The following is a 19,490-nucleotide window of genomic DNA, read 5'->3' on the forward strand; positions in this document are numbered from 1 at the left end:
CGACAACCTGGCAAGCACGTACAACGGCAAACTTGATCGCCGTCAAGCGAGCCTTGCGCCACTGCAACATAGTCTTGCCTGGCACTAAGAACCTGCGCTCTACCCCGCCTTCGCCGGGCATCGCAAAGGTCTTGCCTGAGGAGATATGGAATGCTGACTCGCAACAGAAAACCCTGGGTCCTGAGTCTTGCCAGCCTGAGCTGCGCCCTGGCCCTCGCATTGCCCATCAACGCCCATGGCGACGCGCCGACCGGGATGGTGAAAAGCCCCGGCGCGCCGGATATGAGCCAGGCGGAGTTCGACGCCTCCAAGCAGATTTACTTCGAACGCTGCGCAGGCTGCCACGGCGTGTTGCGCAAGGGCGCCACCGGCAAGCCGCTGACCCCGGACATCACCCAGGCCCGTGGCCAGGCGTATCTGGAAGCGCTGATCACCTACGGTTCCCCGGCCGGCATGCCCAACTGGGGCACGTCCAATGCGCTGACCAAGGCGCAGATCACCAGCATGGCCACCTTCATCCAGCACACCGCGCCCACCCCGCCTGAATGGGGCATGGCCGAAACCCTCAAGACCTGGAAAGTGCTGGTCAAGCCCGAAGACCGGCCGAAAAAACAACTGAACACCCTCAACCTGCAAAACCTGTTCTCGGTCACCCTGCGCGACGACGGCAAGATCGCCCTGGTGGACGGTGACACCAAGCAGATCATCAAGCTGATCGACACCGGTTACGCCGTGCATATCTCGCGTATCTCCGCGTCTGGCCGCTACCTGCTGGTGATCGGCCGCGATGCCAAGATCGACATGATCGACCTGTGGCCCCTGGAGCCGACCAAAGTCGCCGAGATCAAGGTGGGTATCGAAGCGCGCTCGGTGGAGACTTCGAAGTTCAAGGGCTATGAAGACAAGTACGCGATTGCCGGCTCCTACTGGCCGCCGCAGTTCACCATCATGGATGGCGAAACCCTGGAGCCCAGGCAGATCGTGTCCACCCGGGGCATGACCGTCGATAAGCAGGAATACCACCCCGAACCCCGCGTGGCGGCGATCATCGCCTCCCACGAGTGGCCGGAGTTCATCGTCAATATCAAGGAAACCGGCAAGGTGATGCTGGTCAATTACCAGGACATCAAGAACCTCACCATCACCACCATCGACGCCGCGCCGTTCCTGCATGACGGCGGCTGGGACAGCACCCACCGCTACTTCATGACCGCCGCGAATAACTCCAACAAGGTCGCGGTGATCGACTCCAAGGAGCGCAAGCTCACCGCGTTGGTAGAGGTCGGCAAGACCCCGCACCCTGGCCGTGGCGCCAACTTCATTCACCCCAAATACGGCCCGGTGTGGGCTACCAGCCACCTGGGCGACGGCGGTATTTCGGTGATCGGCACCGACCCGGTCAAGCACCCGCAATACGCCTGGAAGCAGGTGGAATCCCTCAAGGGCCAGGGCGGCGGTTCGCTGTTTATCAAGACCCACCCCAACTCCCATCACCTGTATGTCGACACCACCCTCAACCCCGACGCCAAGCTCAGCCAGTCGGTGGCGGTGTTCGACATCAACCAGCTGGACAAGGGCTACACCGTGCTGCCGATTGCCGAGTATTCGGGCATCAAGCAAGGCGCGCTGCGGGTGGTGCAACCGGAATACAACAAGGCCGGTGACGAGGTGTGGTTCTCGGTGTGGAACGGCCAGACCGAAGAGTCGGCGCTGGTGGTGATCGATGACAAGACCTTGAAGCTCAAGCAGGTGATCCGCGACAAGCGCCTGATCACGCCGACCGGAAAATTCAACGTCTACAACACCCAACACGACATTTATTGAGCCCCATCAACACGAGGTCACCGAATGAAAAATATTCTCCTCGCACTGCTGGCATCCGCCGCTGCGCTCAGCCTGCAACCGGTGTTGGCACAAGACGGGCCGGGGTTGTTCAACAGCAAACCCTGTGTGGGCTGCCACATGATTGACAGCAAACTGGTGGGGCCGGCCTTGAAGGACGTCGCCGCCAAGAATGCCGGTGTGAAAGACGCAGCCACCACCCTGGCCAGCCACATCAAGAACGGCAGCCAGGGCAACTGGGGGCCGGTGCCGATGCCGCCGAACCAGGTCACCGATGATGAAGCCAAGGTGTTGGCCGATTGGGTCCTGACCTTGAAATAAGCACAAGGAGCACGCCATGCAAGCATCGATGATCGGTACGGCCATGGCGCTGCTCCTGCTGATTCCCGCGCGGGCAGCGGCCACCCCGGACGCTGCCCGCCTTGAACACCTGTTGACCCAGGATTGCGGGGCCTGCCATGGCCTGCACCTCACCGGCGGCCTGGGTCCGGCCCTCACACCGCAAGCCCTCGCCCACCACAGCCGCGACAGCCTGATCGCCACCGTGACCTACGGCCGTCCTGCCCGCGCCATGCCCGGTTGGGGCCCGCTGCTGAGTGCCGGCGATATTGCCTGGCTGGTCGACCGCCTATTGCAAGGAAGCCCCCCACCATGATGCGTCCTACCCTGTTATCCCTGTGCCTGTTGCTGGGTGCCTGCGCCCAACCTGCCTTGCGCGGCAGCGGCGACCTGGGCCTGGTGATCGAACGCGCCAGTGGCAGCGTGCAGATTATCGAGAGCACCGGCATGACCGAACTGGCCCGTATCGAGGGGCTGGGCGACCTGTCCCACGCCTCGGCGGTGTTTTCCCGCGACCAGCGCTATGCCTACGTGTTTGCCCGCGATGGCGGCCTGACCAAGATCGACCTGCTGCGCCAACGCATCGAGCGGCGCATCGTCCAGGGCGGCAACAGCATCGGCGGCGCCATCAGCCAGGATGGGCGCTTGATCGCCGTATCCAATTACGTGCCGGGCGGGGTCAAGGTGTTCGATGCCGAGAACCTGGCACTCATTGCCGACATCCCCTCGACGGAAATGGCCGATGGCAAACGCTCGCGGGTGGTCGGCCTGGTGGATGCGCCCGGGCAGCGCTTTGTGTTCAGCCTGTTCGACACCGGCGAGATCTGGAGCGCCGACTTCAGCCACGGCAACCCGCCGCTCATCACCCGCTTCAAGGACGTCGGCGAGCAACCCTATGACGCGCTGATCACCGCCGACGGCCGCTACTACATGGCCGGGCTGTTCGGTGAAGACGGCATGGCCCAGCTCGACCTGTGGCACCCGGAGCGCGGCGTGGTGCGCGTGCTCAAGGACTATGGCCGGGGCCAGGCCAAGCTGCCGGTGTACAAGATGCCCCACCTGGAGGGCTGGGCCGTCGCCGATGACCAGGCGTTCGTGCCGGCGGTGGGACGCCACCAGGTGCTGGTGATGGACGCGCGCACCTGGCAGCAGACGGCGGCGATCCCGGTGGCCGGGCAGCCGATCTTTGTCACTGCGCGGCCCGACGGGCGCCAGTTGTGGGTCAACTTCGCCTACCCGGACAACGACCGGGTGCAGGTACTCGACACCGAAACCCACCAAGTGGTCGCCGACCTGCGCCCCGGCCCCGGTGTGCTGCACATGGAATTCAGCGGGCGTGGCGAGCAACTGTGGCTGTCGGTGCGCGATGGCGAACAGCTGCAAGTGTGGGACCCGTACCGCCTGACCCTGCTGAAAAGCCTGCCGGCCCAGAGTCCCAGCGGGATTTTCTTCAGCCTGCGCGCGCAAAAAATGGGGTATTGAAATGGACCTTGATTCGCTCAGCCAGCAATTGATCGAACGCTTCCAGCACGGCATGCCGCTGTGCGCCGAGCCCTACCGCGAAATGGCCCAGGTGCTGGGTTGCAGCGCGGCCGAGGTGATGGCCTGCCTGCAACGCCTGGAACTGGCCGGCGCCTTGTCGCGCATCGGCCCGGTGTTCGAACACACCCGCGCCGGCGCCAGCACCCTGGCCGCCCTGGCGGTGCCGATCGAGCGCCTGGAACAAGTGGCGGCGCGGGTCAGCCAGTACCCGGAGGTCAATCACAACTATGCCCGCGAGCACCGTTACAACCTGTGGTTCGTGCTCACCGGTCCCCACCGCCAGCACCTGCAGCAAATCCTCGATGAGCTGGAGCAAGACACCGGCCTCACGCCCCTGGACCTGCCGATGCTCACCGCCTATCGCATCGACCTCGGTTTCCCCCTCGAAGCGGGAGAAGCCCCGCGCGTAGCAGCTGCCGAGCCTTGGCGAGGCTGCGTCAGCGGTGGGTCAGACACACCGCAAACGCAGCCTTGCCAAGGCTCGGCAGCTGCTACGGGAGATTTTTTTGAGGTGGGTAGTTTGGGAGAGCAGCCGTGATCGCGCCACTGAACCACGAGCAGATGCTCGATCTGCGCCAGTGCCTGGAACGCGGTTTGCCCATCGTGCCACGGCCCTACGACGAGCTCGCCGAGCAGATTGGTGCCCACCACGATCAGGTGCTGCAACAGATGCAGCAATGGCACGACCAGGGCCTGTTCCGTCGTGTCGGCCTGGTGCTCAATCACCGCGCCCTGGGCTATGTGGCCAACGCCATGCTGGTGCTGGATGTGCCGGATGCGCTGGTCGATGAAGTCGGTGCGCGCCTGGGCCGCGCGCCCGGCGTGAATCTGTGTTACCAGCGCCCGCGACGCCTGCCGCAGTGGCGCTACAACCTGTTCTGCATGGTGCACGGGCGCGAGCGCGCGGTGGTCGAGACGCAGATCCAGGCGTTGCTGGAGCAGCATCTGCTCAGCGACCTGCCCCACCAACTGCTGTTCAGCACCCGCGCCTTCAAGCAATGCGGCGGGCGTTTCGCGCCGCCGACGTCACAGGTATGGGCCCATGGATGAGCTGGATCGACAATTGATCAACCGCCTGCAACACGGCCTGCCGCTGGTGCGCCAGACCTGGCAACAGGTGGCAGAGGAACTGCACAGCCATCCGAGTGAACTGCTCGACCGCTTGTATGCCCTGCTCGAAGACGGCGTGCTCACGCGCTTCGGCCCGATGTTCGATATCGAGCGTCTCGGCGGCGCTTTCACCCTCGCGGCGCTCGCCGTACCCGAGGCGCGCTTTGACGCGGTCGCCGAGCAGCTCAACGCCCTGCCCCAGGTGGCCCACAACTACCGCCGCGAACACCGCTGGAACATGTGGTTCGTGCTGGCCTGCGCCACCGCGCAGGAGTTGGCCGCCACCCTATCGCACATCGAGGCCCTCACCGGGCTGGCGGTGCTCAATCTGCCGAAGGAGCACACCTACCATGTCGGTCTGTATTTCCCGGTCTGACAACACCCTGGCCCTGCAGCTGGTCGCCCTCACCCAAAGCGGCCTGCCGCTGGTGGAGGACCCGTGGGCCTGGCTCGCCGAGCAGTTGGGCATCAGCGTCGAATCGACCCTCGACCTGCTCAAGCGCCTGCAGGCCGAAGGCGCGATCCGGCGTATCGCCGCCGTGCCCAACCACTACCGCCTGGGCTATCGGCATAACGGCATGACCGTGTGGGACGTGGCCGATGTGCACCTGCCGCGCCTGGGAGAACTGCTCGGCGCCCAGCCGTTTGTCAGCCATTGCTACCGTCGCCCCCGGCGCCCGAACTGGCCCTACAACCTGTTCGCCATGGTGCATGGCCGCAGCCGCGAAGAAATCGACAGCTACCGCGAGCACCTGCGTTTCCTGCTGGGGGATGCCTGCCACGCCGACGAGATGCTGGTGAGCAGCCGCATCCTGAAAAAGACCGGCCTGCGCCTGACGCCGGCGCACTCAAAGGAATAGCCCATGCTGCGAATCAGTCAGTACCTGCGCACCCTCGCCGGCCAATGCCCGCCGCCGCGCACCTCGCCCCCTGGCAGAGAGCGGCCGCCGGTGGTGATCTGGAACCTGCTGCGGCGCTGCAATCTCACCTGCAAGCACTGCTACGCCACCAGCGCCGACAGCGTGTTTCGCGATGAACTCGACACCCCGGCAGCATTGCGGGTGATCGACGATTTGCACGACGCCGGGGTTCGCGTGTTGATCCTGTCCGGGGGCGAGCCGCTGCTGCGCGAAGACCTCTTCGAGCTGAGCGCCTATGCCCGTGACAAGGGTTTTTTCGTCGCGCTGTCGACCAACGGCACGCTGATCGATGAGCACAACATCCAGCAGATCGCCGACGCGCGCTTCGACTATGTGGGCATCAGCATCGACGGCCTGGAGGCGACCCACGATGCGTTTCGCCAACTGCACGGCAGTTTCCAGCGCTCCATGCACGCCATCCGCCTGTGCCGCGAAGCCGGGATTCGCGTGGGCCTGCGCACCACTCTGACCCAGGACAACCATGGGCAGCTCCCGCAGTTGCTGGCGCTGATGCGCACCTATGACGTGCAGAAGTTCTACCTGTCGCACCTCAACTACAGCGGGCGCGGCAAGCGCAGCCGCCAGCTGGATGCGCACCGGCAGATGAGCCGCGAGGCCATGGCGCTGATCTTCCAGCAGGCCTGGAGCGATATTCAACACGGCGTGGACAGCGATTTCGTCAGCGGCAACAACGACGCCGACGCCGTGCTGTTGCTGCAATGGGTGCACCAGCACCTGCCCGAACACTACCCGCAGCTTGAACACCTGCTGCACGGCTGGGGCGGCAATGCCTCGGGCAGCGGCATCGCCAATATCGACAACACCGGCGAGGTGCACCCGGACACCTACTGGTGGCAGCAATCGGTGGGCAATGTGCGCAACACCACCTTCCGCCAACTCTGGCTGGAGCAGCCCGACCCGTTGCTGCTACGCCTGCGCGAACACCCGCGCAGCATTGGCGGACGCTGCGCCGAGTGCCGCTGGCTGGCGATCTGCAACGGCAATACCCGCACCCGCGCCTGGGCCGATGGCGACCTGTGGGGCCCGGACCCCGGTTGCTACTTCAGCGACGCCGAGATCGCGCGCCAGCCGCTCAACCTGATCCCTTGCTCGACTACCCGGTGACACAACCGGGGGCCGCCTACCTGATGATGAACCAAGGACGTCGCATGCACACTTCAACTGCCCACTCCTCCACTGGCCTGCCAGCCAGTCTGCACAGCCCCTTGCACCCCGGCGAAGTCGCGTTGGTGGGCGCCGGCCCCGGTGACCCGCGCCTGCTGACCCTGCGCGCCTGGAGCCTGTTGATGCAGGCCGATGCGGTGGTGTTCGACCGGCTGATCAGCGCTGAATTGCTGGCGCTGATCCCGTTGACCTGCGCCCGTCATTACGTGGGCAAGGCCAGCGGTTGCCACAGCCTGCCCCAGGATCAACTCAATGAACTGCTGGCTGAGTTGGCCGACCAGGGCCAGCGGGTGGTGCGCCTCAAGGGCGGCGACCCGTTTATCTTCGGGCGCGGCGCCGAGGAGCTGGAGTACCTGCTCGCGCGCGGTATCCCGTGCCAGGTGGTGCCGGGCATCACCGCCGCCTCCGGCTGCAGCGCCTATGCCGGTATCCCGCTGACCCACCGCGAGCTGGTCAATTCGTGCCGCTTCGTCACCGGCCACCTGCAACGCGACGGCGCGTTGAAACTGCCATGGGCCAGCCTGGCCGAGCCGAGCCAGACCCTGGTGTTCTACATGGGCCTGTCGAACCTGGCACTGATCGCCGAGCATTTGGTGGCGGCCGGTTTGCCCGCAGATACGCCGGCCGCCCTGATCAGCAACGGTGCGCGCGCCGATCAACAGGTGGCCCGTGGCACCCTGCGCCAGTTGCCCACCCTGGCCGCCGACTGCGAACCCGGCGTACCGACGCTGACGGTGATCGGCCACGTCGTCAACCTGTTTGCCGACGCCGCCCTGCACTTCCCCGCCAGCCTGGCACCGGCCCGTGAAGCGGTGGCGGTATGAAACGCCTGCTGCTGATGCCGCTGCTGTGGGCCACGGCCGCGCACGCTACGCCCGCGCAGGACTACCGCCAGTATTGCGAAAGCTGCCACGGGCTTAATCGCATCGGCGCCACCGGCCCGGCGCTGCTGCCGGAGAGCCTGGGGCGGATCAAGCCGGAGGAAGTGCGCAAGGTCATCGAACACGGCCGGCCCGCCAGCCAGATGGCCGCGTTCAGTGCGCAACTGAGCGCCGCGCAGATGGATGGGCTGGCGCAGTTTCTGCAACAGCCGCCTGACTCACCGGCGACCTGGAACGAGCATGACATCCGCACCAGCCACAGCGTGCTGGCGGACCTGCGCCAATTGCCGAGCACGCCGCAGCATCACGCCGACCCGCTCAACCTGTTTGTGGTGGTGGAATCCGGCGACCATCACATGGATATTCTCGACGGCGACACCTTTGCCGTGCTGGACCGTTTCCCCACCCATTTCGCGGTGCACGGCGGGCCGAAATTCTCCCCGGATGGACGCTTTGTGTACTTCGCCTCGCGGGACGGCTGGATCAGCCAGTACGACCTGCACAACCTCAAGCTGATCGCCGAGATCCGCGTGGGCCTCAACACCCGCAACCTGGCGGTGAGCAAGGATGGGCGCTGGGTGCTGGCGGGCAACTACCTGCCGGGCAACCTGGTGCTGCTGGATGCCCGCGACCTGTCGCTGGTCAAGACCCTGGAAACGGGCTCACGGGTCAGTGCGGTGTACACTGCACCACCGCGCAACAGCTTTATCGTCGCGCTCAAGGACGTGAACGAAGTCTGGGAATTGTCCTATGCCGATGCCCGCCCCAGCTTCGAGCCCCGGCGCATCCAGGCCCAGGACGTGCTCGACGACTTCTCGTTCTCGCCCGACTACCGGCAACTGATCGCCACCTCACGCAAGGCCGGCGGCGGCCAGGTGATCGACCTGGACAGCGGCCGCGTGGTCACCGACGTCCCGCTGTCCGGCATGCCGCACCTGGGTTCGGGGACGTACTGGCAACGCAACGGGCAATGGGTGTTTGCCACGCCGAATATCAGCAAGGGGCAAATCTCGGTGATCGACCTCAAGACCTGGAGCCTGATCAAACAGATTCCCACCCTCGGGCCGGGCTTTTTCATGCGCAGCCATGTGAACTCGCGCTATGTGTGGAGCGACGTGTTTTTCGGGCCGGACAATGATGCGATTCACCTGATCGACAAGCAGACCCTCGAGATCGCCCACACCCTGAGGCCAGTGCCGGGCAAGACGGCAGCCCATGTGGAATTCACCCGGGATGGGCGGTATGTGTTGCTGAGCATCTGGGCCACGGAGGGGGCGCTGATTGTGTATGACAGCCAGACGCTCGAGGAGGTGAAGCGCATTCCCATGAATAAGCCGTCGGGCAAGTACAACGTGGGCAATAAGGTGGAGTTTGCGGAAGGGACATCGCATTGAACACGGGTGACAGGCAGGAAGCAGCCAGGTCATAGAGCGCATGGGCACCGCTGATCCCCTCTGGGAGATGTCGAGCTTCAGCGAGGCTTCGATGACGGCGGCACAGTTGATAGAGGTGCTGGCTGACCCACCGCTATCGGGAGCAAGTCGAATCGTCGCACCGCCCCTCCCACATTTGAATGTTGTTGACAGGTAGAAAACGTCCGGCCGTAGGTCTGATGGGCACCGCTGATCCCCTGTGGGAGATGTCGAGCTTCAGCGAGGCTTCGATGGCGGTGGCAGGGTTGGTAGAGGTGTTGGCTGACACACTGCTATCGGGCTGCGTGGTGGGTCAGACGGTGCGGGAGAATTGGCCTTTGTGGGCGCCGCCCAGGTAGGCGTCGAAGGCCATGGCCACGCTGCGCACCATCAGTTGGCCCTTGGGCAGCAGTTGCAGCGCGTCGTCCCGAACCAGCAATAAGCCGTCCGCCACTTGCTCGTCCAACTGCGTCAACGCTTGGGCAAAATACTCATTGAACCGAATGCCATGGGCCGCTTCCACCTGGGCGACATCGACGCGGCCGTCGCACATCAACCCATTGATCACCTCGCGGCGCAGTACGTCGTCGGGGTTAAGCCGGTAACCGCGTTGCACCGGCAGCATGCCCGCATCGATGCGCGCGTAGTACTGGGACAGTTCCTTGACGCTCTGGCTGTAGCTGTCGCCGACCTTGCCGATGGCCGATACGCCCAGGCCGATCAAGTCGCAATCGGCATGGGTGGAGTAACCCTGGAAGTTACGTTGCAGGCTGCCGTTGACGCGGGCCAGTGCCAACTCATCGTCGGGCAGGGCGAAATGGTCCATGCCGATGTAGACATACCCGGCCTCGGTGAGGCGGCGAATGGTCAGTTCCAGCAGCTCCAGCTTGCGTGCCGGGGGTGGCATGTCTTCGGGGCGGATCATGCGCTGGGCGCGGATCTGGCTTGGCAGGTGCGCGTAGCTGTAGGCGGCCACGCGGTCGGGGCGCAGGGCGATCAGCTTGCTCAGGGTCACGTCGAAGCTGGCCACGGTTTGCAGGGGCAGGCCGTAGATCAGGTCGACACTCACCGACTTGAAGCGCGCCTCGCGGGCCGCCGCCACCAGTTGCAGGATCTGCGCTTCGCTTTGCACGCGATTGACGGCGGCCTGGACGTCGGGGTCGAAGTCCTGCACGCCGAAGCTCAGGCGATTGAAGCCCAGGCGGCGCAGGGTGTTGATGCGCTCAAGGCTGATGGTGCGCGGGTCGACCTCGATGGAAAACTCATGGGCGTCGCTGTCATCCAGGCTGAAGTTGTCCGCCAGGCAGGCCATCAGTTCGGCCAGTTGCGCGTCGTCCAGATACGTCGGGGTGCCGCCGCCCAGGTGCAATTGGGTCAGGCGTCGCGAGCGCTCGAACAGCGCGCCCTGCATCTGGATCTCGCGCTTGAGGTACGCCACATACTCGACGGCGCGATGGGTCTTGCGGGTGATGATCTTGTGGCAGCCGCAGTAGTAGCAAAGGCTCTGGCAGAACGGAATATGGATGTACATCGACAACGCCTTGGGCGCGGCGAGTTGGTGACTGGCGCGCACGGCCTGGTGATAGTCGTCCAGGGCAAACGCGCTGTTGAACTGCGGCGCGGTCGGGTACGAGGTGTAGCGCGGCCCCGGGCGGTCGTATTTGTGCACCAGGGCACGGTCGAACTCAAACGCCGTCATGGTCGATCACCTCGTCGTTGGCGCTGACGGGGGTGGCGAGCACCGCCCGTTCGAACAATGCGCAGATGGCATCCACCTGGGGCAGGCCCGCAGGCAGCAGCCAGATAAACGTAGGCGACAACTCGAGCAGACCGTCGCGGTGCAACGCCTCCAGCAGCGGCCAGAGGTTGGCGAAATAACGTCTGAACACCAGGCCGTAACGGCGCTCCACGGCCTGGATATTCAGTTCCAGGTCACAGGCCAGGCGTTCGGCGACATGCAGGCGCACCGGGTCGGCCGCCTCGCGAAACCAGCCTCGGCACGTGGCCGGTTGACCACTGGCCAGCTGCTCACGGTAGTGCGGCAGAACCGCCGTGTTCTGCGCGCACAATGTATCGATCTGGCTGATGGCGCCCAGGCCGAAGCCGATGTGGTCGCAGTAACCGTGCAGGGTAAAGCCTTCGCAGTTACGGCTGAGGCGACCGCGCTCCTGGGCCTGTTTGAGGTCATCGTCGGCGCGGGCGAACTGGCCCAGGCCGATGTAGTGATACCCGGCGGCGGTGAGGTGTTCAAAGCCGCTGCGGCGCATGACGATCTTATCCGCCGCGCTGCAAAACGCCTGGGGTTGCCGGCCCTGGTAGCGCACCGGTGGCTGGGCGTAATCGAACAGTTGCAGGCGATCCGGCTCCAGGGCAATCAGGCTGGCCAGTTTCAACTCGAAACTGGCCGGCGTCTGCCAGGCATGGCCGTAGCCGAGGTCGATGTTCACCGAGCGAAAGCCAAAGGTGCGCGCCGCATCCACCAGCGATTCGATAGGCGCCGGGTCCTGGTAGCGCGCCTGGCACAGCGGTCCCTCGCGACTGACGTCGGGCACGCCGATGCTGGCATGGTTGAAGCCCTGGTCGCGCAACAGGCCCATGGTGGCCCAGTCGATGTGCCAGGGGTCGAGGTCGATTCGGTAGTCGCCACGGTCGTGGTCGAGAAAGTTGAAGCGGCTGTGCAGGTGTTCCAGCAACGTACACACCTGCTCGATCGTCGGCGTGGTGCCGCGCAGGTGAAAGTGCTCGACCGGTTGGCGCGGGCCGAGCTGGCAGCCGATCAACTGGATTTCCTCGGTGAGGCTGCGCAGGTAGTCGGCGCCGCCGTCAACCGCCGGCCACTGCAGGTTCAACGCCAGGGGCCGCTGGCGCTGGCGACTGTCGCGCAGGGCACGCAACAGGTCGAGGGAACCCACACCGCCATGGAAGCGGCGCGTGTCCGCATCGCAGGCCAGGTCCAGCACGCCCTGGCCCTGACGAAAGCGGGTGGGATGAAGATGGGTGCGCATGGCGGACTCCGGAGCGGGCGGCGGTGGTACATTGTCCGGTGCGACTGGTCGGCGCACCTTGATATGCATCAAGGTCGTTACCAACTGAGGTAAAACATGCCCTTGGCCAGCAACACAATGGCGACCATGTGCGCGAACAGGCTCAGGTGAATAAAGCGGCTATAGCGCGCGCTGACCTTGCCCCAGCGCATCCGCGCCATGGTCACCAGAAAGTGCAGCAATACGCTGGCGGCCAGGATCAACTTGAGGCTCAGCAACGTGCCGAACGAGGACGCCAACGGTGCCGCCAACGCCGGCAGATAACGCAGCCAGACCATGCCGAGCCCGGCGCCGAACAGCACCAGCAACACCCACGGCATCACTACCCGGGCGCGCCGGCCGACGCCCTGCTCCACCAGCACCATCACCCGAATCGGCAAGTGCTGGTGCAGGTGCCCCAGGATCAGCACCTCGAAAAACACCGTGCCGATAAAGATCAGCGCGGCGAACAGGTGGGCCAATAGCAACAGGAGGTAGAGCATGGAGGCCTCGCAGAGGGACCGGCCAGTGAGGACCCTCAGTGTGCGGACTTGCGCAGGCCGTGGCCTTGATGCCGATCAAGCGCGGTTCACGGCAGCGGCAACCAGCGGTTGAATTCGCCCAGGTGCGTCAGCGGGCTCCAGGCAAACTCCCACGCTGGAGCGGGCAGCACCTGTTGTTCGGCAGCCGCGAACCGAGCGTCCTTCCAATCGAACACCTTCGACCCGCGCCACGCCAGGACGATGCCCAGCGCAGGGCTCTGATCGGTACTGATCCAGCGCGCTGCGGCGGCGGCCATGAAGGCCTCGATGGGCTCGTCGCCAATCTGCGCGCGATACGCCGAGCCCAACAGCCAACGACAGACGCTCAAGTGATACGTCCAGTCCTGGGCCGGGCGGTTGCGATAGGCCCAGGTCATGAAGCTGCGAAACAGGTTCAGGCCTTCGGGCGGGTCGAGCTTGAGCAGCGTCGGGCAGATGTCGAACACGGTGTGCCAATACGGCAACAGGCGTGCATCCAGGTGCACAAAGCAGCGGGCATTGCTCGGGTAGTCCGGGCGTGCCGGCTCCGCGCGCGTGCGGCGGGACGCCTGGCTGACCAGGCGGCTGGCGCCTGCAGGCAAGTGATGGTTCATAAAGCGCACTCACAGTCGTGACGATAGAACGCCCCCTGTTCACAGGAGGCCCAGGGCACACGTCAGAATGCGGGGGATGCGCGGGGGTTGGCCGAAGGCCAGGAATAACGCGGCGGCGCCTTGTTGCGCCGCTCATGGGCCGGGCGTGGGGTCTGCCCCAGGCCCAGCAACCAGGCCAGGCCGATCAGGAACACCAGCGCGACGGTCACGGCGTTGCACACCGGGCAGGCAAAGTAGTTCGAGATGTTACTGGAAGACGGGGCGCCCAGCCCTTTGTCGGAAAGTGGCGCCTGTTGGCCGTCCACTCCACAGAACGCGCCACCGATCCCGTTGAGCTGCTGGCCGGTCATCTGGCCATGGCCCAAACCGCACACGAACAGGTTCATCAGCACGCAGAAGTACAGGGTCCAGACGATCAGGGAACGGTCGGGGCGGCTCGATTTCATGGCGGCGACTCTACCACCAGCGGTGCAAAAGGATGAAATCCAGCGTGCCCCTGTGGCAGAACGTCGCAGATTACGCGGGCTGGCCAGGGTTGGTAGACTTGGCGCCCTCCTCGTTTACTCCTATTCAAAGCCCGCCGAGTTGATTTCGCGCAATGCGGGCGTTTCACAGGATGCACCGTTGATGAGTACGTTATTCACCCGCCGCAAGGTCCTCACCGGCATGGGCCTGTTGGGCCTGGGCCTGCTGGCCGGTTGTGACAACAGCCCCAAGTTGAACTTCAAGTACGGCAAGGACTTGAGCGACAAGATCATGGGCCGCACCTTCAAGCTCAAGAACACCGAGGGCGACACCGTCACCCTCAGTTCCTACCGTGGCCTGATGCCGGTGGTGTTCTTCGGTTTCACCCAGTGCCCGGCCGTGTGCCCGACCACGCTGGCCCGCGCCGCCCAGGCCAAGAAACTGATGGGCCGCGACGGCGAGATCATGCAGGTGATCTTTATCACCCTGGACCCGGAACGCGACACGCCGGAGATTCTCGACAAGTACGTCAAGGCCTTCGACCCCAGCTTCGAAGCGCTGTACGGCACCCCGGAAGAAATCGCCGTGGCCGCCAAGGAGTTCGGGATCTTCTATGAAAAGATCCCCGCCGGCGACACCTACACCCTGTCCCACACGGCCACCAGTTTTGTCTTCGACACCCGTGGCAACCTGCGCCTGGGGTTGCAGGCATCCCTTACCGCTAAAGAGTGCGCAGAAGACCTGCTCACCGTCATGGAGGTCTGCTAATGACTGCCGTTCAACACCTCAAGCGCTTCACCCTTGGCCTCACCCTGCTGGGCCTCGCCGCCCACGCCAGTGCCCAGGTGCAAGTCACCGACGCCTGGGTGCGCGCCTCGGTGCCGGGCCAACCGTCCAGCGGGGCATTCATGACCGTGACCGCCGACAGCGACAGCAAGCTGCTCAGCGTGGCCTCGCCGGTGGCCAAGGATGTGCAGATCCATGAGATGAGCATGAAGGACGACGTGATGCGCATGGCCCCCGTGGACTCGGTGGCCCTGCCGACGGGCAAGGCAGTCAAGCTCGACCCGGACGGCTACCACGTGATGCTGATGGGCCTGACCGGCCAGATCAAGGAAGGTGACCAGGTGCCGCTGACCCTGACGGTGCAGGACGCCAAGGGCGAAAAGCAGACCGTTGAGGTCCAGGCCACGGCGCGTGGGCTGGATGGCATGGACCATAGCAAGATGCATTGATGCACCGGATTTTTGTGGTTGTTTCTGTGGCTGTTCCTGTTTTTGTGGCGAGCGGGCTTGCCCCGCGTTGGGCTGCGAAGCGGCCCTGAAGCCTGCCGACGAGGTCTATCTGAAGGAACTTCATGATCTTATTGGGGCTGCTTCGCAGCCCAACGCGGGGCAAGCCCGCTCACCACAACAAGCCCGCTCGCCGCAAAGGTCACTCCTCAATCCACGATAAACAGCTTCGCCCCGACACTCGTCGAGGAACGATGCGCCTCCATATCATTGCCCACCTGGTAACTCATCCCCGCCGTCAGCGTGAACCGACGGCCGTCTTCCAGCTCGGTGTGCAACTCGCCTTCCAGGCACAGCAGCACATGCCCGCGCTTGCACCAATGATCGGCCAGGTAGCCGGGGCTGTAATCGACCCTGCGCACGCGGGTGGTGCCAAAGTGGCAGGTGCGCCATGAGGCACTGCCGCTGACGCCGGGGTGAAGCTCGGGTTCGACGGTGGACCAGTCGGTGATGCCAAACGGGACAGCGGTGAGTTCCATGGTTTGCTCGGTCGTGGGTGGTCGTGACGGGAAGCTATCGGGCTGAGGCTGCATGGGGTAGACACAGATCCCGTGGTTTTATGGGATACAGGCGTGCGTGCTTGTTATCCTGCCGACCTTGCTCCCAAGGACGCGCACTGATGCAGATCGACCCCACCTACATCCTGCTTGAGACCGAGCACTGGCTGCTCAACCATCACCTGGCTTCGAAGCTGCCGGGTTACCTGTTGCTGGGTGCCAAGGCGCCTGTTGATTCCCTGGCCGATATGCCGGATGCAGCGCTGGCCGAACTGGGTGGACTGCTGGCAAAAACCCAGCGAGTCATGGACGCGCAACTCAAGCCCAAGTGGTTGTATATCAGCCGCTATGGGCATATGCCGGGGTTCCCGCTGCACTTTCATTTCATCCCGGTGTATGACTGGGTGGAGGAAGCATTCTGGCGGGATGAGCGCTATCGGCGGTTGCAGGGTTTGGGTTCGCAGGGCCTGGCAAAAACGCTCACCGATGGTGCGGAACTGACGCTGTTTGTGTGGCGGGAGTTTGGTGAGAGCCTGATGCCTCCACCGATCCACGGGCCGTCCGTTACACAAGTGATCGCAACCTTGCGAACCCACTTTTTCCACTGAACAAGCCCACCCGTAGGAGCTGGCTTGCCAGCGAAAATCGTCAACGATGACGCGGCCATTCTGAATAAGCGCATTGCCCTCGGGCTTTTCGCCGGCAAGCCGGCTCCTACAGTCGGTGCGTCAGCGCGGCAGCGGTTTTTTCATCGGAATACACGCCAACCGCAACCCCGACGGCGAGTGATAAATCGCCTGTTCATCGCCCACATAGCCGCACGCGCGATAAAAACTCGCGGCATTCAACGTCGCGTCCAGCACCACCTCTTCAATCGCCAGTTCCCGCGCGACCTGCTCAAGGTGATCCAGCATCGCCTTGCCATACCCGCATCCGGTAAATGCGGGCAACACGAACAGCGCGCCGACTTCGTTGTTGGCCGGGTCGAGCATGCCAGTGGCGATCGGCTCACCGTTCAACCAGCCCAGGTAGAACGGTTTTTCCATCAGCGCGCTGTAGCCGTCCTCGGCCTTGCCACGGGTCCAGAGCGCCATTTGTTCAGCGGTGTAGGCACCGATGCATTGGCTGCGAATGGCTGCGCGGCGGATGTCAAAAGCGGCGTTGGCGTCGGTGGGGGTGGCGCGTTTTATTTCCAGCATGGGTCCTTCCTTCATGGATTTCCGGTGCCCGCCCGGGTGAATGAATAACGGAGGTGAGGGAGCTTGCTCCCGCTTTGGCAGTTTAATCCTATCAAGCACTCAGGCCGAGCAGTCGTTCTGCCAATCGGTTGCACCGTCGCCAATACCGCCCGGATCCTGGTCCAGGACGTGGCGGATGTGTTTACGGTGAGTTGATGTGACTTGAGCAGTGAGGAAACCCGCTTTGGCGGGTTCCACACTGCCTCTTGAACGTCATGGCCCTGACCAACATGCATCGAAAACAGCACCCACCACCAAGCCTGGCGCGGACAAAACTGTGGGAGGGGGCTTGCCCCCTCCCACAATTTCGATCTGTGTTCTGCGCAGAGTCCCAGCGAGGCCGTTATGATGTGGCCTTTCGCTCAACGCCCCAGGAAACGCCCATGCCCGCCCTCACCTTGCGCAACGCCCTCCCCGCCGACGCCGCCCGTTGCTTTGAAATTGAAATCACCGCCTACGAGGGCGACGAAGCCGCGACCCTGGAAAAGATCGCCACGCGCATTGCCCTATACCCGCAAGGTTTTTTGATCCTGGAAGCCGATGGCGAAGTGGCAGGTTTTATCAACAGCGGCTGTGCCCACGAAGTGGTGATGTCGGACGAGGCGTTCAAGGAACTGGTGGGGCATTCGGCCGAGGCGCCGAATGCGGTGATCATGTCGGTGGTGGTCGACCCGGCGCATCAGGGCATGGGGTATTCCAAGGTGCTGATGAGCGAGTTCGTGCAGCGCATGCGCGCCATGGGCAAGCGCACGATTCACCTGATGTGCAAGGAACAGCATGTGCCGTTGTACACCCGCATGGGCTACACCTACATGCAGCCGTCACCCTCGGATCATGGCGGCATGGCCTGGCATGAGATGCTGATGACGCTTTAACCAACGGAGGGTTTCGCAATGACCGCAGCGCTTATTGAAGTCAGCGACCAGGCCAATCCCGACGCCGAGCGTATGCTCGGCAACGGCCTGGCTGCGTTCAACGAAGGTATCGCCGGCTACAACGATCGCCTGCCTCTGACGGTATTGCTCAAAGATCCCGATACCCGGCAGATCGTCGGCGGCATCACCGGCAAAACCACCCTGGGCATGGCTTTTCTCGACCTGTTCCACCTGCCCGAGACCCTGCGCGGCACAGGCCTCGGCAGCCGATTGCTGCACGCCTTTGAGCACGAAGCCCGGCGTCGCGGCTGCGCGAACGCGGTGCTCTATACCCTCAGTTTTCAGGCACCGGGCTTTTATGAAAAGCATGGGTGGGTGCGGTTCGGGGAAGTCCCATGTGAACCGGCAGGCAGCAGTCGCGTGTTTCTGTCCAAGCGGCTGTAACGTCCAAGGCTTTGCCCGACAGCCGCTTGCAGCCTGGCGTCACGCCGAACAACCGCCGATTACCAACTCCCCGACGCCCCGCCACCGCCACTGGAACCACCGCCCCCCGAGGAACTGCTGCTGGAGCTGGAGCCACTGGAGCCCGAACCGGAACCACCGCCCGAACCGGACCCCGAGCCGGAACTGGCGATGCTCTGCACAAACACGATAAACGCCACAAAGGAGGCCACTGGAATCGCCACGATCCAGCCCTGATACCCGTGCCCCAGCAGTGTCGCCGCAGCGACGTAGATGGCCATGACCGCCAGCGCACGCAGGAGGAAAAAGCGCGGGCGCTTTTTCCAGGATGCCCTGATGACGAAGAACAACCCGAGGTACAAGCCCAGCACCAACGCCGCGCCAAACGGCCACACCAGCCAATGGATATAGCTGACCTCCACGAACCGGTTGGCGATCACCACCCCGGCGATGTAGGCCAACAGCCCTATCACGCAGTAGAACGCCGTGCGCGCCAGCCACAAGGCGCCGAAGGTGGCGCCGCCGATCAGGAGGGTCAGCGGCAGTACCAGCAGGTACATCGGCCATTCCCGGCCACCGGCGAATACCGCCAGCAACACGGTGACGGCCGCCGTGGCGATCAGCGCCCCACGCCAGCCCAGCTTGCGCGCGGCGATCAACACGCCACCGATGGCGCCACAGATAAACGCCAGCAACACGGCGATGGCCTCGGGAGCAACCCCCGGCCCTTTCACCTGCGGCAAGTCACCACCGTCCACCAGCACAACCAGGTCATTGACGCCCTGGGTAACGCCTCCCGCATAGTCGCCCTGGCGAAACGCCGGGGTGATGTGCTCTTCGATAATCCGATGGGCCAGCAGGTCGGTCACCGTGCCCTCCAGGCCATAGCCCACCTCGATGCGCACCTTGCGATCGTCCTTGGCCACGACCAGCAGAATGCCGTCGTTGATGTCCTTGCGCCCCAGTTTCCAGGCACGGAACAGTTGGTTGGCGTAGTCCTCGATGCTCGCGCCACGGGTGGTGGGCACCAGCAACACCGCCACCTGCGCGCCTTTGCGCTGCTCAAGGGCGGCGAGCTGGTCTTGCAGACGGGTGGTGGTGGCGGCGTCGAGGGTGTTGGTGAGGTCGATCACCCGCTGGTCGAGGGCCACGCCGATGGGCGACGTCTCGCCCTGGGCGGTGATAAACAGGCCGGCGGACATCAATACCAGCAGACTCAAGACGGATTGCCGCAACCACCGCATCATGTTTGTTACCTGAAGTTTCTTCCTG

23 protein-coding genes and 1 pseudogene are annotated in these 19,490 nt (G+C 64.0%); 16 read left to right on the forward strand and 8 right to left on the reverse strand.

Annotation, left to right across the window (positions count from 1 at the left end; genetic code table 11):
• Positions 1-255: 255 nt before the first annotated feature.
• From nirS to F6S08_RS17600, 11 genes and pseudogenes are all read left to right on the forward strand, one after another.
• Positions 256-1,824: a nitrite reductase gene (gene nirS, locus F6S08_RS17550; protein ID WP_235865625.1), complete on the forward strand. Its 1,569-nt coding sequence runs from the start codon at positions 256-258 to the stop codon at positions 1,822-1,824.
• A 24-nt stretch (positions 1,825-1,848) separates the two neighbouring features.
• Positions 1,849-2,163, forward strand: a complete 315-nt coding sequence (locus F6S08_RS17555; protein WP_065924632.1) for a c-type cytochrome — start codon at positions 1,849-1,851, stop codon at positions 2,161-2,163.
• Between the two features lie 16 nt (positions 2,164-2,179).
• Entirely contained in the window at positions 2,180-2,497 is a 318-nt protein-coding gene (locus F6S08_RS17560) for a c-type cytochrome (protein ID WP_027607199.1), read from the forward strand.
• Positions 2,494-3,663 (forward strand): cytochrome D1 domain-containing protein, encoded by a 1,170-nt coding sequence (locus tag F6S08_RS17565; protein ID WP_315872048.1) that lies wholly within the window; start codon positions 2,494-2,496, stop codon positions 3,661-3,663. Before F6S08_RS17560 ends, F6S08_RS17565 begins: the two co-directional genes overlap by 4 nt.
• Before the next feature lies 1 nt (position 3,664).
• A pseudogene (locus F6S08_RS17570) lies at positions 3,665-4,114 on the forward strand (Lrp/AsnC family transcriptional regulator); the annotation flags it as partial.
• A 143-nt stretch (positions 4,115-4,257) separates the two neighbouring features.
• Positions 4,258-4,773, forward strand: a complete 516-nt coding sequence (locus F6S08_RS17575; protein ID WP_315872049.1) for an AsnC family protein — start codon at positions 4,258-4,260, stop codon at positions 4,771-4,773.
• Entirely contained in the window at positions 4,766-5,209 is a 444-nt protein-coding gene (locus tag F6S08_RS17580; protein WP_065924629.1) for an Lrp/AsnC family transcriptional regulator, read from the forward strand. Before F6S08_RS17575 ends, F6S08_RS17580 begins: the two co-directional genes overlap by 8 nt.
• Positions 5,184-5,693, forward strand: coding sequence for an Lrp/AsnC family transcriptional regulator (locus F6S08_RS17585; protein ID WP_065948125.1), 510 nt, complete (start codon positions 5,184-5,186; stop codon positions 5,691-5,693). The genes F6S08_RS17580 and F6S08_RS17585 overlap by 26 nt, the downstream gene beginning before the upstream one ends.
• Before the next feature lie 3 nt (positions 5,694-5,696).
• Entirely contained in the window at positions 5,697-6,878 is a 1,182-nt protein-coding gene (gene nirJ / locus F6S08_RS17590) for a heme d1 biosynthesis radical SAM protein NirJ (RefSeq protein ID WP_065924627.1), read from the forward strand.
• A 44-nt stretch (positions 6,879-6,922) separates the two neighbouring features.
• Entirely contained in the window at positions 6,923-7,762 is an 840-nt protein-coding gene (cobA, locus tag F6S08_RS17595; RefSeq protein ID WP_065924626.1) for a uroporphyrinogen-III C-methyltransferase, read from the forward strand.
• Positions 7,759-9,213 (forward strand): cytochrome D1 domain-containing protein, encoded by a 1,455-nt coding sequence (locus tag F6S08_RS17600; RefSeq protein WP_315872050.1) that lies wholly within the window; start codon positions 7,759-7,761, stop codon positions 9,211-9,213. Before cobA ends, F6S08_RS17600 begins: the two co-directional genes overlap by 4 nt.
• A gap of 331 nt (positions 9,214-9,544) precedes the next feature.
• Here the strand turns inward: F6S08_RS17600 and hemN are convergent, their stop codons facing one another.
• The 5 genes from hemN to F6S08_RS17625 form a co-directional block, all read right to left on the reverse strand.
• A complete protein-coding gene (gene hemN, locus F6S08_RS17605; RefSeq protein ID WP_065948121.1) occupies positions 9,545-10,930 on the reverse strand; it encodes an oxygen-independent coproporphyrinogen III oxidase in 1,386 nt (461 codons plus the stop codon).
• Positions 10,917-12,236 (reverse strand): coproporphyrinogen III oxidase, encoded by a 1,320-nt coding sequence (locus F6S08_RS17610; RefSeq protein ID WP_315872051.1) that lies wholly within the window; start codon positions 12,234-12,236, stop codon positions 10,917-10,919. The genes hemN and F6S08_RS17610 overlap by 14 nt, the downstream gene beginning before the upstream one ends.
• A gap of 77 nt (positions 12,237-12,313) precedes the next feature.
• Complete coding sequence (locus tag F6S08_RS17615) at positions 12,314-12,757, reverse strand: CopD family copper resistance protein (protein WP_065948120.1); 444 nt, start codon at positions 12,755-12,757, stop codon at positions 12,314-12,316.
• Positions 12,758-12,843: 86 nt separating this feature from the next.
• The gene (locus F6S08_RS17620; RefSeq protein WP_074847074.1) at positions 12,844-13,389 is read right to left on the reverse strand and encodes a putative natural product biosynthesis protein; all 546 of its coding nucleotides are present in this window, start codon (positions 13,387-13,389) and stop codon (positions 12,844-12,846) included.
• A 62-nt stretch (positions 13,390-13,451) separates the two neighbouring features.
• Positions 13,452-13,835, reverse strand: coding sequence for a DUF2946 domain-containing protein (locus F6S08_RS17625; RefSeq protein ID WP_074847075.1), 384 nt, complete (start codon positions 13,833-13,835; stop codon positions 13,452-13,454).
• Positions 13,836-14,016: 181 nt separating this feature from the next.
• On the opposite strand from F6S08_RS17625, the gene F6S08_RS17630 reads away from it, so the two are divergent.
• The gene (locus F6S08_RS17630) at positions 14,017-14,622 is read left to right on the forward strand and encodes an SCO family protein (RefSeq protein WP_024074981.1); all 606 of its coding nucleotides are present in this window, start codon (positions 14,017-14,019) and stop codon (positions 14,620-14,622) included.
• Positions 14,622-15,089: a copper chaperone PCu(A)C gene (locus F6S08_RS17635; RefSeq protein WP_074847076.1), complete on the forward strand. Its 468-nt coding sequence runs from the start codon at positions 14,622-14,624 to the stop codon at positions 15,087-15,089. Before F6S08_RS17630 ends, F6S08_RS17635 begins: the two co-directional genes overlap by 1 nt.
• Before the next feature lie 206 nt (positions 15,090-15,295).
• Here the strand turns inward: F6S08_RS17635 and F6S08_RS17640 are convergent, their stop codons facing one another.
• Entirely contained in the window at positions 15,296-15,625 is a 330-nt protein-coding gene (locus F6S08_RS17640) for a DHCW motif cupin fold protein (RefSeq protein ID WP_315872052.1), read from the reverse strand.
• A gap of 140 nt (positions 15,626-15,765) precedes the next feature.
• Between F6S08_RS17640 and F6S08_RS17645 the strand changes: the two genes are divergently transcribed.
• A complete protein-coding gene (locus tag F6S08_RS17645; RefSeq protein ID WP_065924617.1) occupies positions 15,766-16,251 on the forward strand; it encodes an HIT family protein in 486 nt (161 codons plus the stop codon).
• 120 nt (positions 16,252-16,371) lie between these two features.
• Here F6S08_RS17645 and F6S08_RS17650 read toward each other — a convergent pair whose 3' ends face one another.
• Complete coding sequence (locus F6S08_RS17650) at positions 16,372-16,842, reverse strand: GNAT family N-acetyltransferase (protein ID WP_065924616.1); 471 nt, start codon at positions 16,840-16,842, stop codon at positions 16,372-16,374.
• A gap of 422 nt (positions 16,843-17,264) precedes the next feature.
• Here F6S08_RS17650 and F6S08_RS17655 point away from each other — a divergent pair, with 422 nt between their 5' ends.
• Together F6S08_RS17655 and F6S08_RS17660 are read left to right on the forward strand one after the other, a co-directional pair.
• Entirely contained in the window at positions 17,265-17,756 is a 492-nt protein-coding gene (locus F6S08_RS17655) for a GNAT family N-acetyltransferase (protein ID WP_315872053.1), read from the forward strand.
• A gap of 18 nt (positions 17,757-17,774) precedes the next feature.
• Positions 17,775-18,200 (forward strand): GNAT family N-acetyltransferase, encoded by a 426-nt coding sequence (locus tag F6S08_RS17660; protein WP_065924614.1) that lies wholly within the window; start codon positions 17,775-17,777, stop codon positions 18,198-18,200.
• A gap of 59 nt (positions 18,201-18,259) precedes the next feature.
• Here the strand turns inward: F6S08_RS17660 and F6S08_RS17665 are convergent, their stop codons facing one another.
• Positions 18,260-19,465 (reverse strand): YgcG family protein, encoded by a 1,206-nt coding sequence (locus F6S08_RS17665; protein ID WP_315872054.1) that lies wholly within the window; start codon positions 19,463-19,465, stop codon positions 18,260-18,262.
• Positions 19,466-19,490 lie beyond the last annotated feature (25 nt).

The sequence above is a fragment of the Pseudomonas sp. JV449 genome (genome assembly GCF_032424295.1).
Taxonomy (GTDB): Bacteria; Pseudomonadota; Gammaproteobacteria; order Pseudomonadales; family Pseudomonadaceae; genus Aquipseudomonas; species Aquipseudomonas marginalis.

Coding starts and splice junctions, on each gene's coding strand:
- F6S08_RS17580 (WP_065924629.1), top strand. CDS start 4,766: ATGGATGAGCTGGATCGACAATTGATCAACCGCCTGCAACACGGCCTG.
- F6S08_RS17625 (WP_074847075.1), bottom strand. CDS start 13,835: ATGAAATCGAGCCGCCCCGACCGTTCCCTGATCGTCTGGACCCTGTAC.
- F6S08_RS17600 (WP_315872050.1), top strand. CDS start 7,759: ATGAAACGCCTGCTGCTGATGCCGCTGCTGTGGGCCACGGCCGCGCAC.
- F6S08_RS17565 (WP_315872048.1), top strand. CDS start 2,494: ATGATGCGTCCTACCCTGTTATCCCTGTGCCTGTTGCTGGGTGCCTGC.
- F6S08_RS17555 (WP_065924632.1), top strand. CDS start 1,849: ATGAAAAATATTCTCCTCGCACTGCTGGCATCCGCCGCTGCGCTCAGC.
- nirJ (WP_065924627.1), top strand. CDS start 5,697: ATGCTGCGAATCAGTCAGTACCTGCGCACCCTCGCCGGCCAATGCCCG.
- F6S08_RS17655 (WP_315872053.1), top strand. CDS start 17,265: ATGCCCGCCCTCACCTTGCGCAACGCCCTCCCCGCCGACGCCGCCCGT.
- nirS (WP_235865625.1), top strand. CDS start 256: ATGGTGAAAAGCCCCGGCGCGCCGGATATGAGCCAGGCGGAGTTCGAC.
- F6S08_RS17650 (WP_065924616.1), bottom strand. CDS start 16,842: ATGCTGGAAATAAAACGCGCCACCCCCACCGACGCCAACGCCGCTTTT.
- F6S08_RS17610 (WP_315872051.1), bottom strand. CDS start 12,236: ATGCGCACCCATCTTCATCCCACCCGCTTTCGTCAGGGCCAGGGCGTG.
- cobA (WP_065924626.1), top strand. CDS start 6,923: ATGCACACTTCAACTGCCCACTCCTCCACTGGCCTGCCAGCCAGTCTG.
- F6S08_RS17560 (WP_027607199.1), top strand. CDS start 2,180: ATGCAAGCATCGATGATCGGTACGGCCATGGCGCTGCTCCTGCTGATT.
- F6S08_RS17630 (WP_024074981.1), top strand. CDS start 14,017: ATGAGTACGTTATTCACCCGCCGCAAGGTCCTCACCGGCATGGGCCTG.
- F6S08_RS17665 (WP_315872054.1), bottom strand. CDS start 19,465: ATGATGCGGTGGTTGCGGCAATCCGTCTTGAGTCTGCTGGTATTGATG.
- F6S08_RS17645 (WP_065924617.1), top strand. CDS start 15,766: ATGCAGATCGACCCCACCTACATCCTGCTTGAGACCGAGCACTGGCTG.
- hemN (WP_065948121.1), bottom strand. CDS start 10,930: ATGACGGCGTTTGAGTTCGACCGTGCCCTGGTGCACAAATACGACCGC.
- F6S08_RS17615 (WP_065948120.1), bottom strand. CDS start 12,757: ATGCTCTACCTCCTGTTGCTATTGGCCCACCTGTTCGCCGCGCTGATC.
- F6S08_RS17640 (WP_315872052.1), bottom strand. CDS start 15,625: ATGGAACTCACCGCTGTCCCGTTTGGCATCACCGACTGGTCCACCGTC.
- F6S08_RS17585 (WP_065948125.1), top strand. CDS start 5,184: ATGTCGGTCTGTATTTCCCGGTCTGACAACACCCTGGCCCTGCAGCTG.
- F6S08_RS17620 (WP_074847074.1), bottom strand. CDS start 13,389: ATGAACCATCACTTGCCTGCAGGCGCCAGCCGCCTGGTCAGCCAGGCG.
- F6S08_RS17660 (WP_065924614.1), top strand. CDS start 17,775: ATGACCGCAGCGCTTATTGAAGTCAGCGACCAGGCCAATCCCGACGCC.
- F6S08_RS17635 (WP_074847076.1), top strand. CDS start 14,622: ATGACTGCCGTTCAACACCTCAAGCGCTTCACCCTTGGCCTCACCCTG.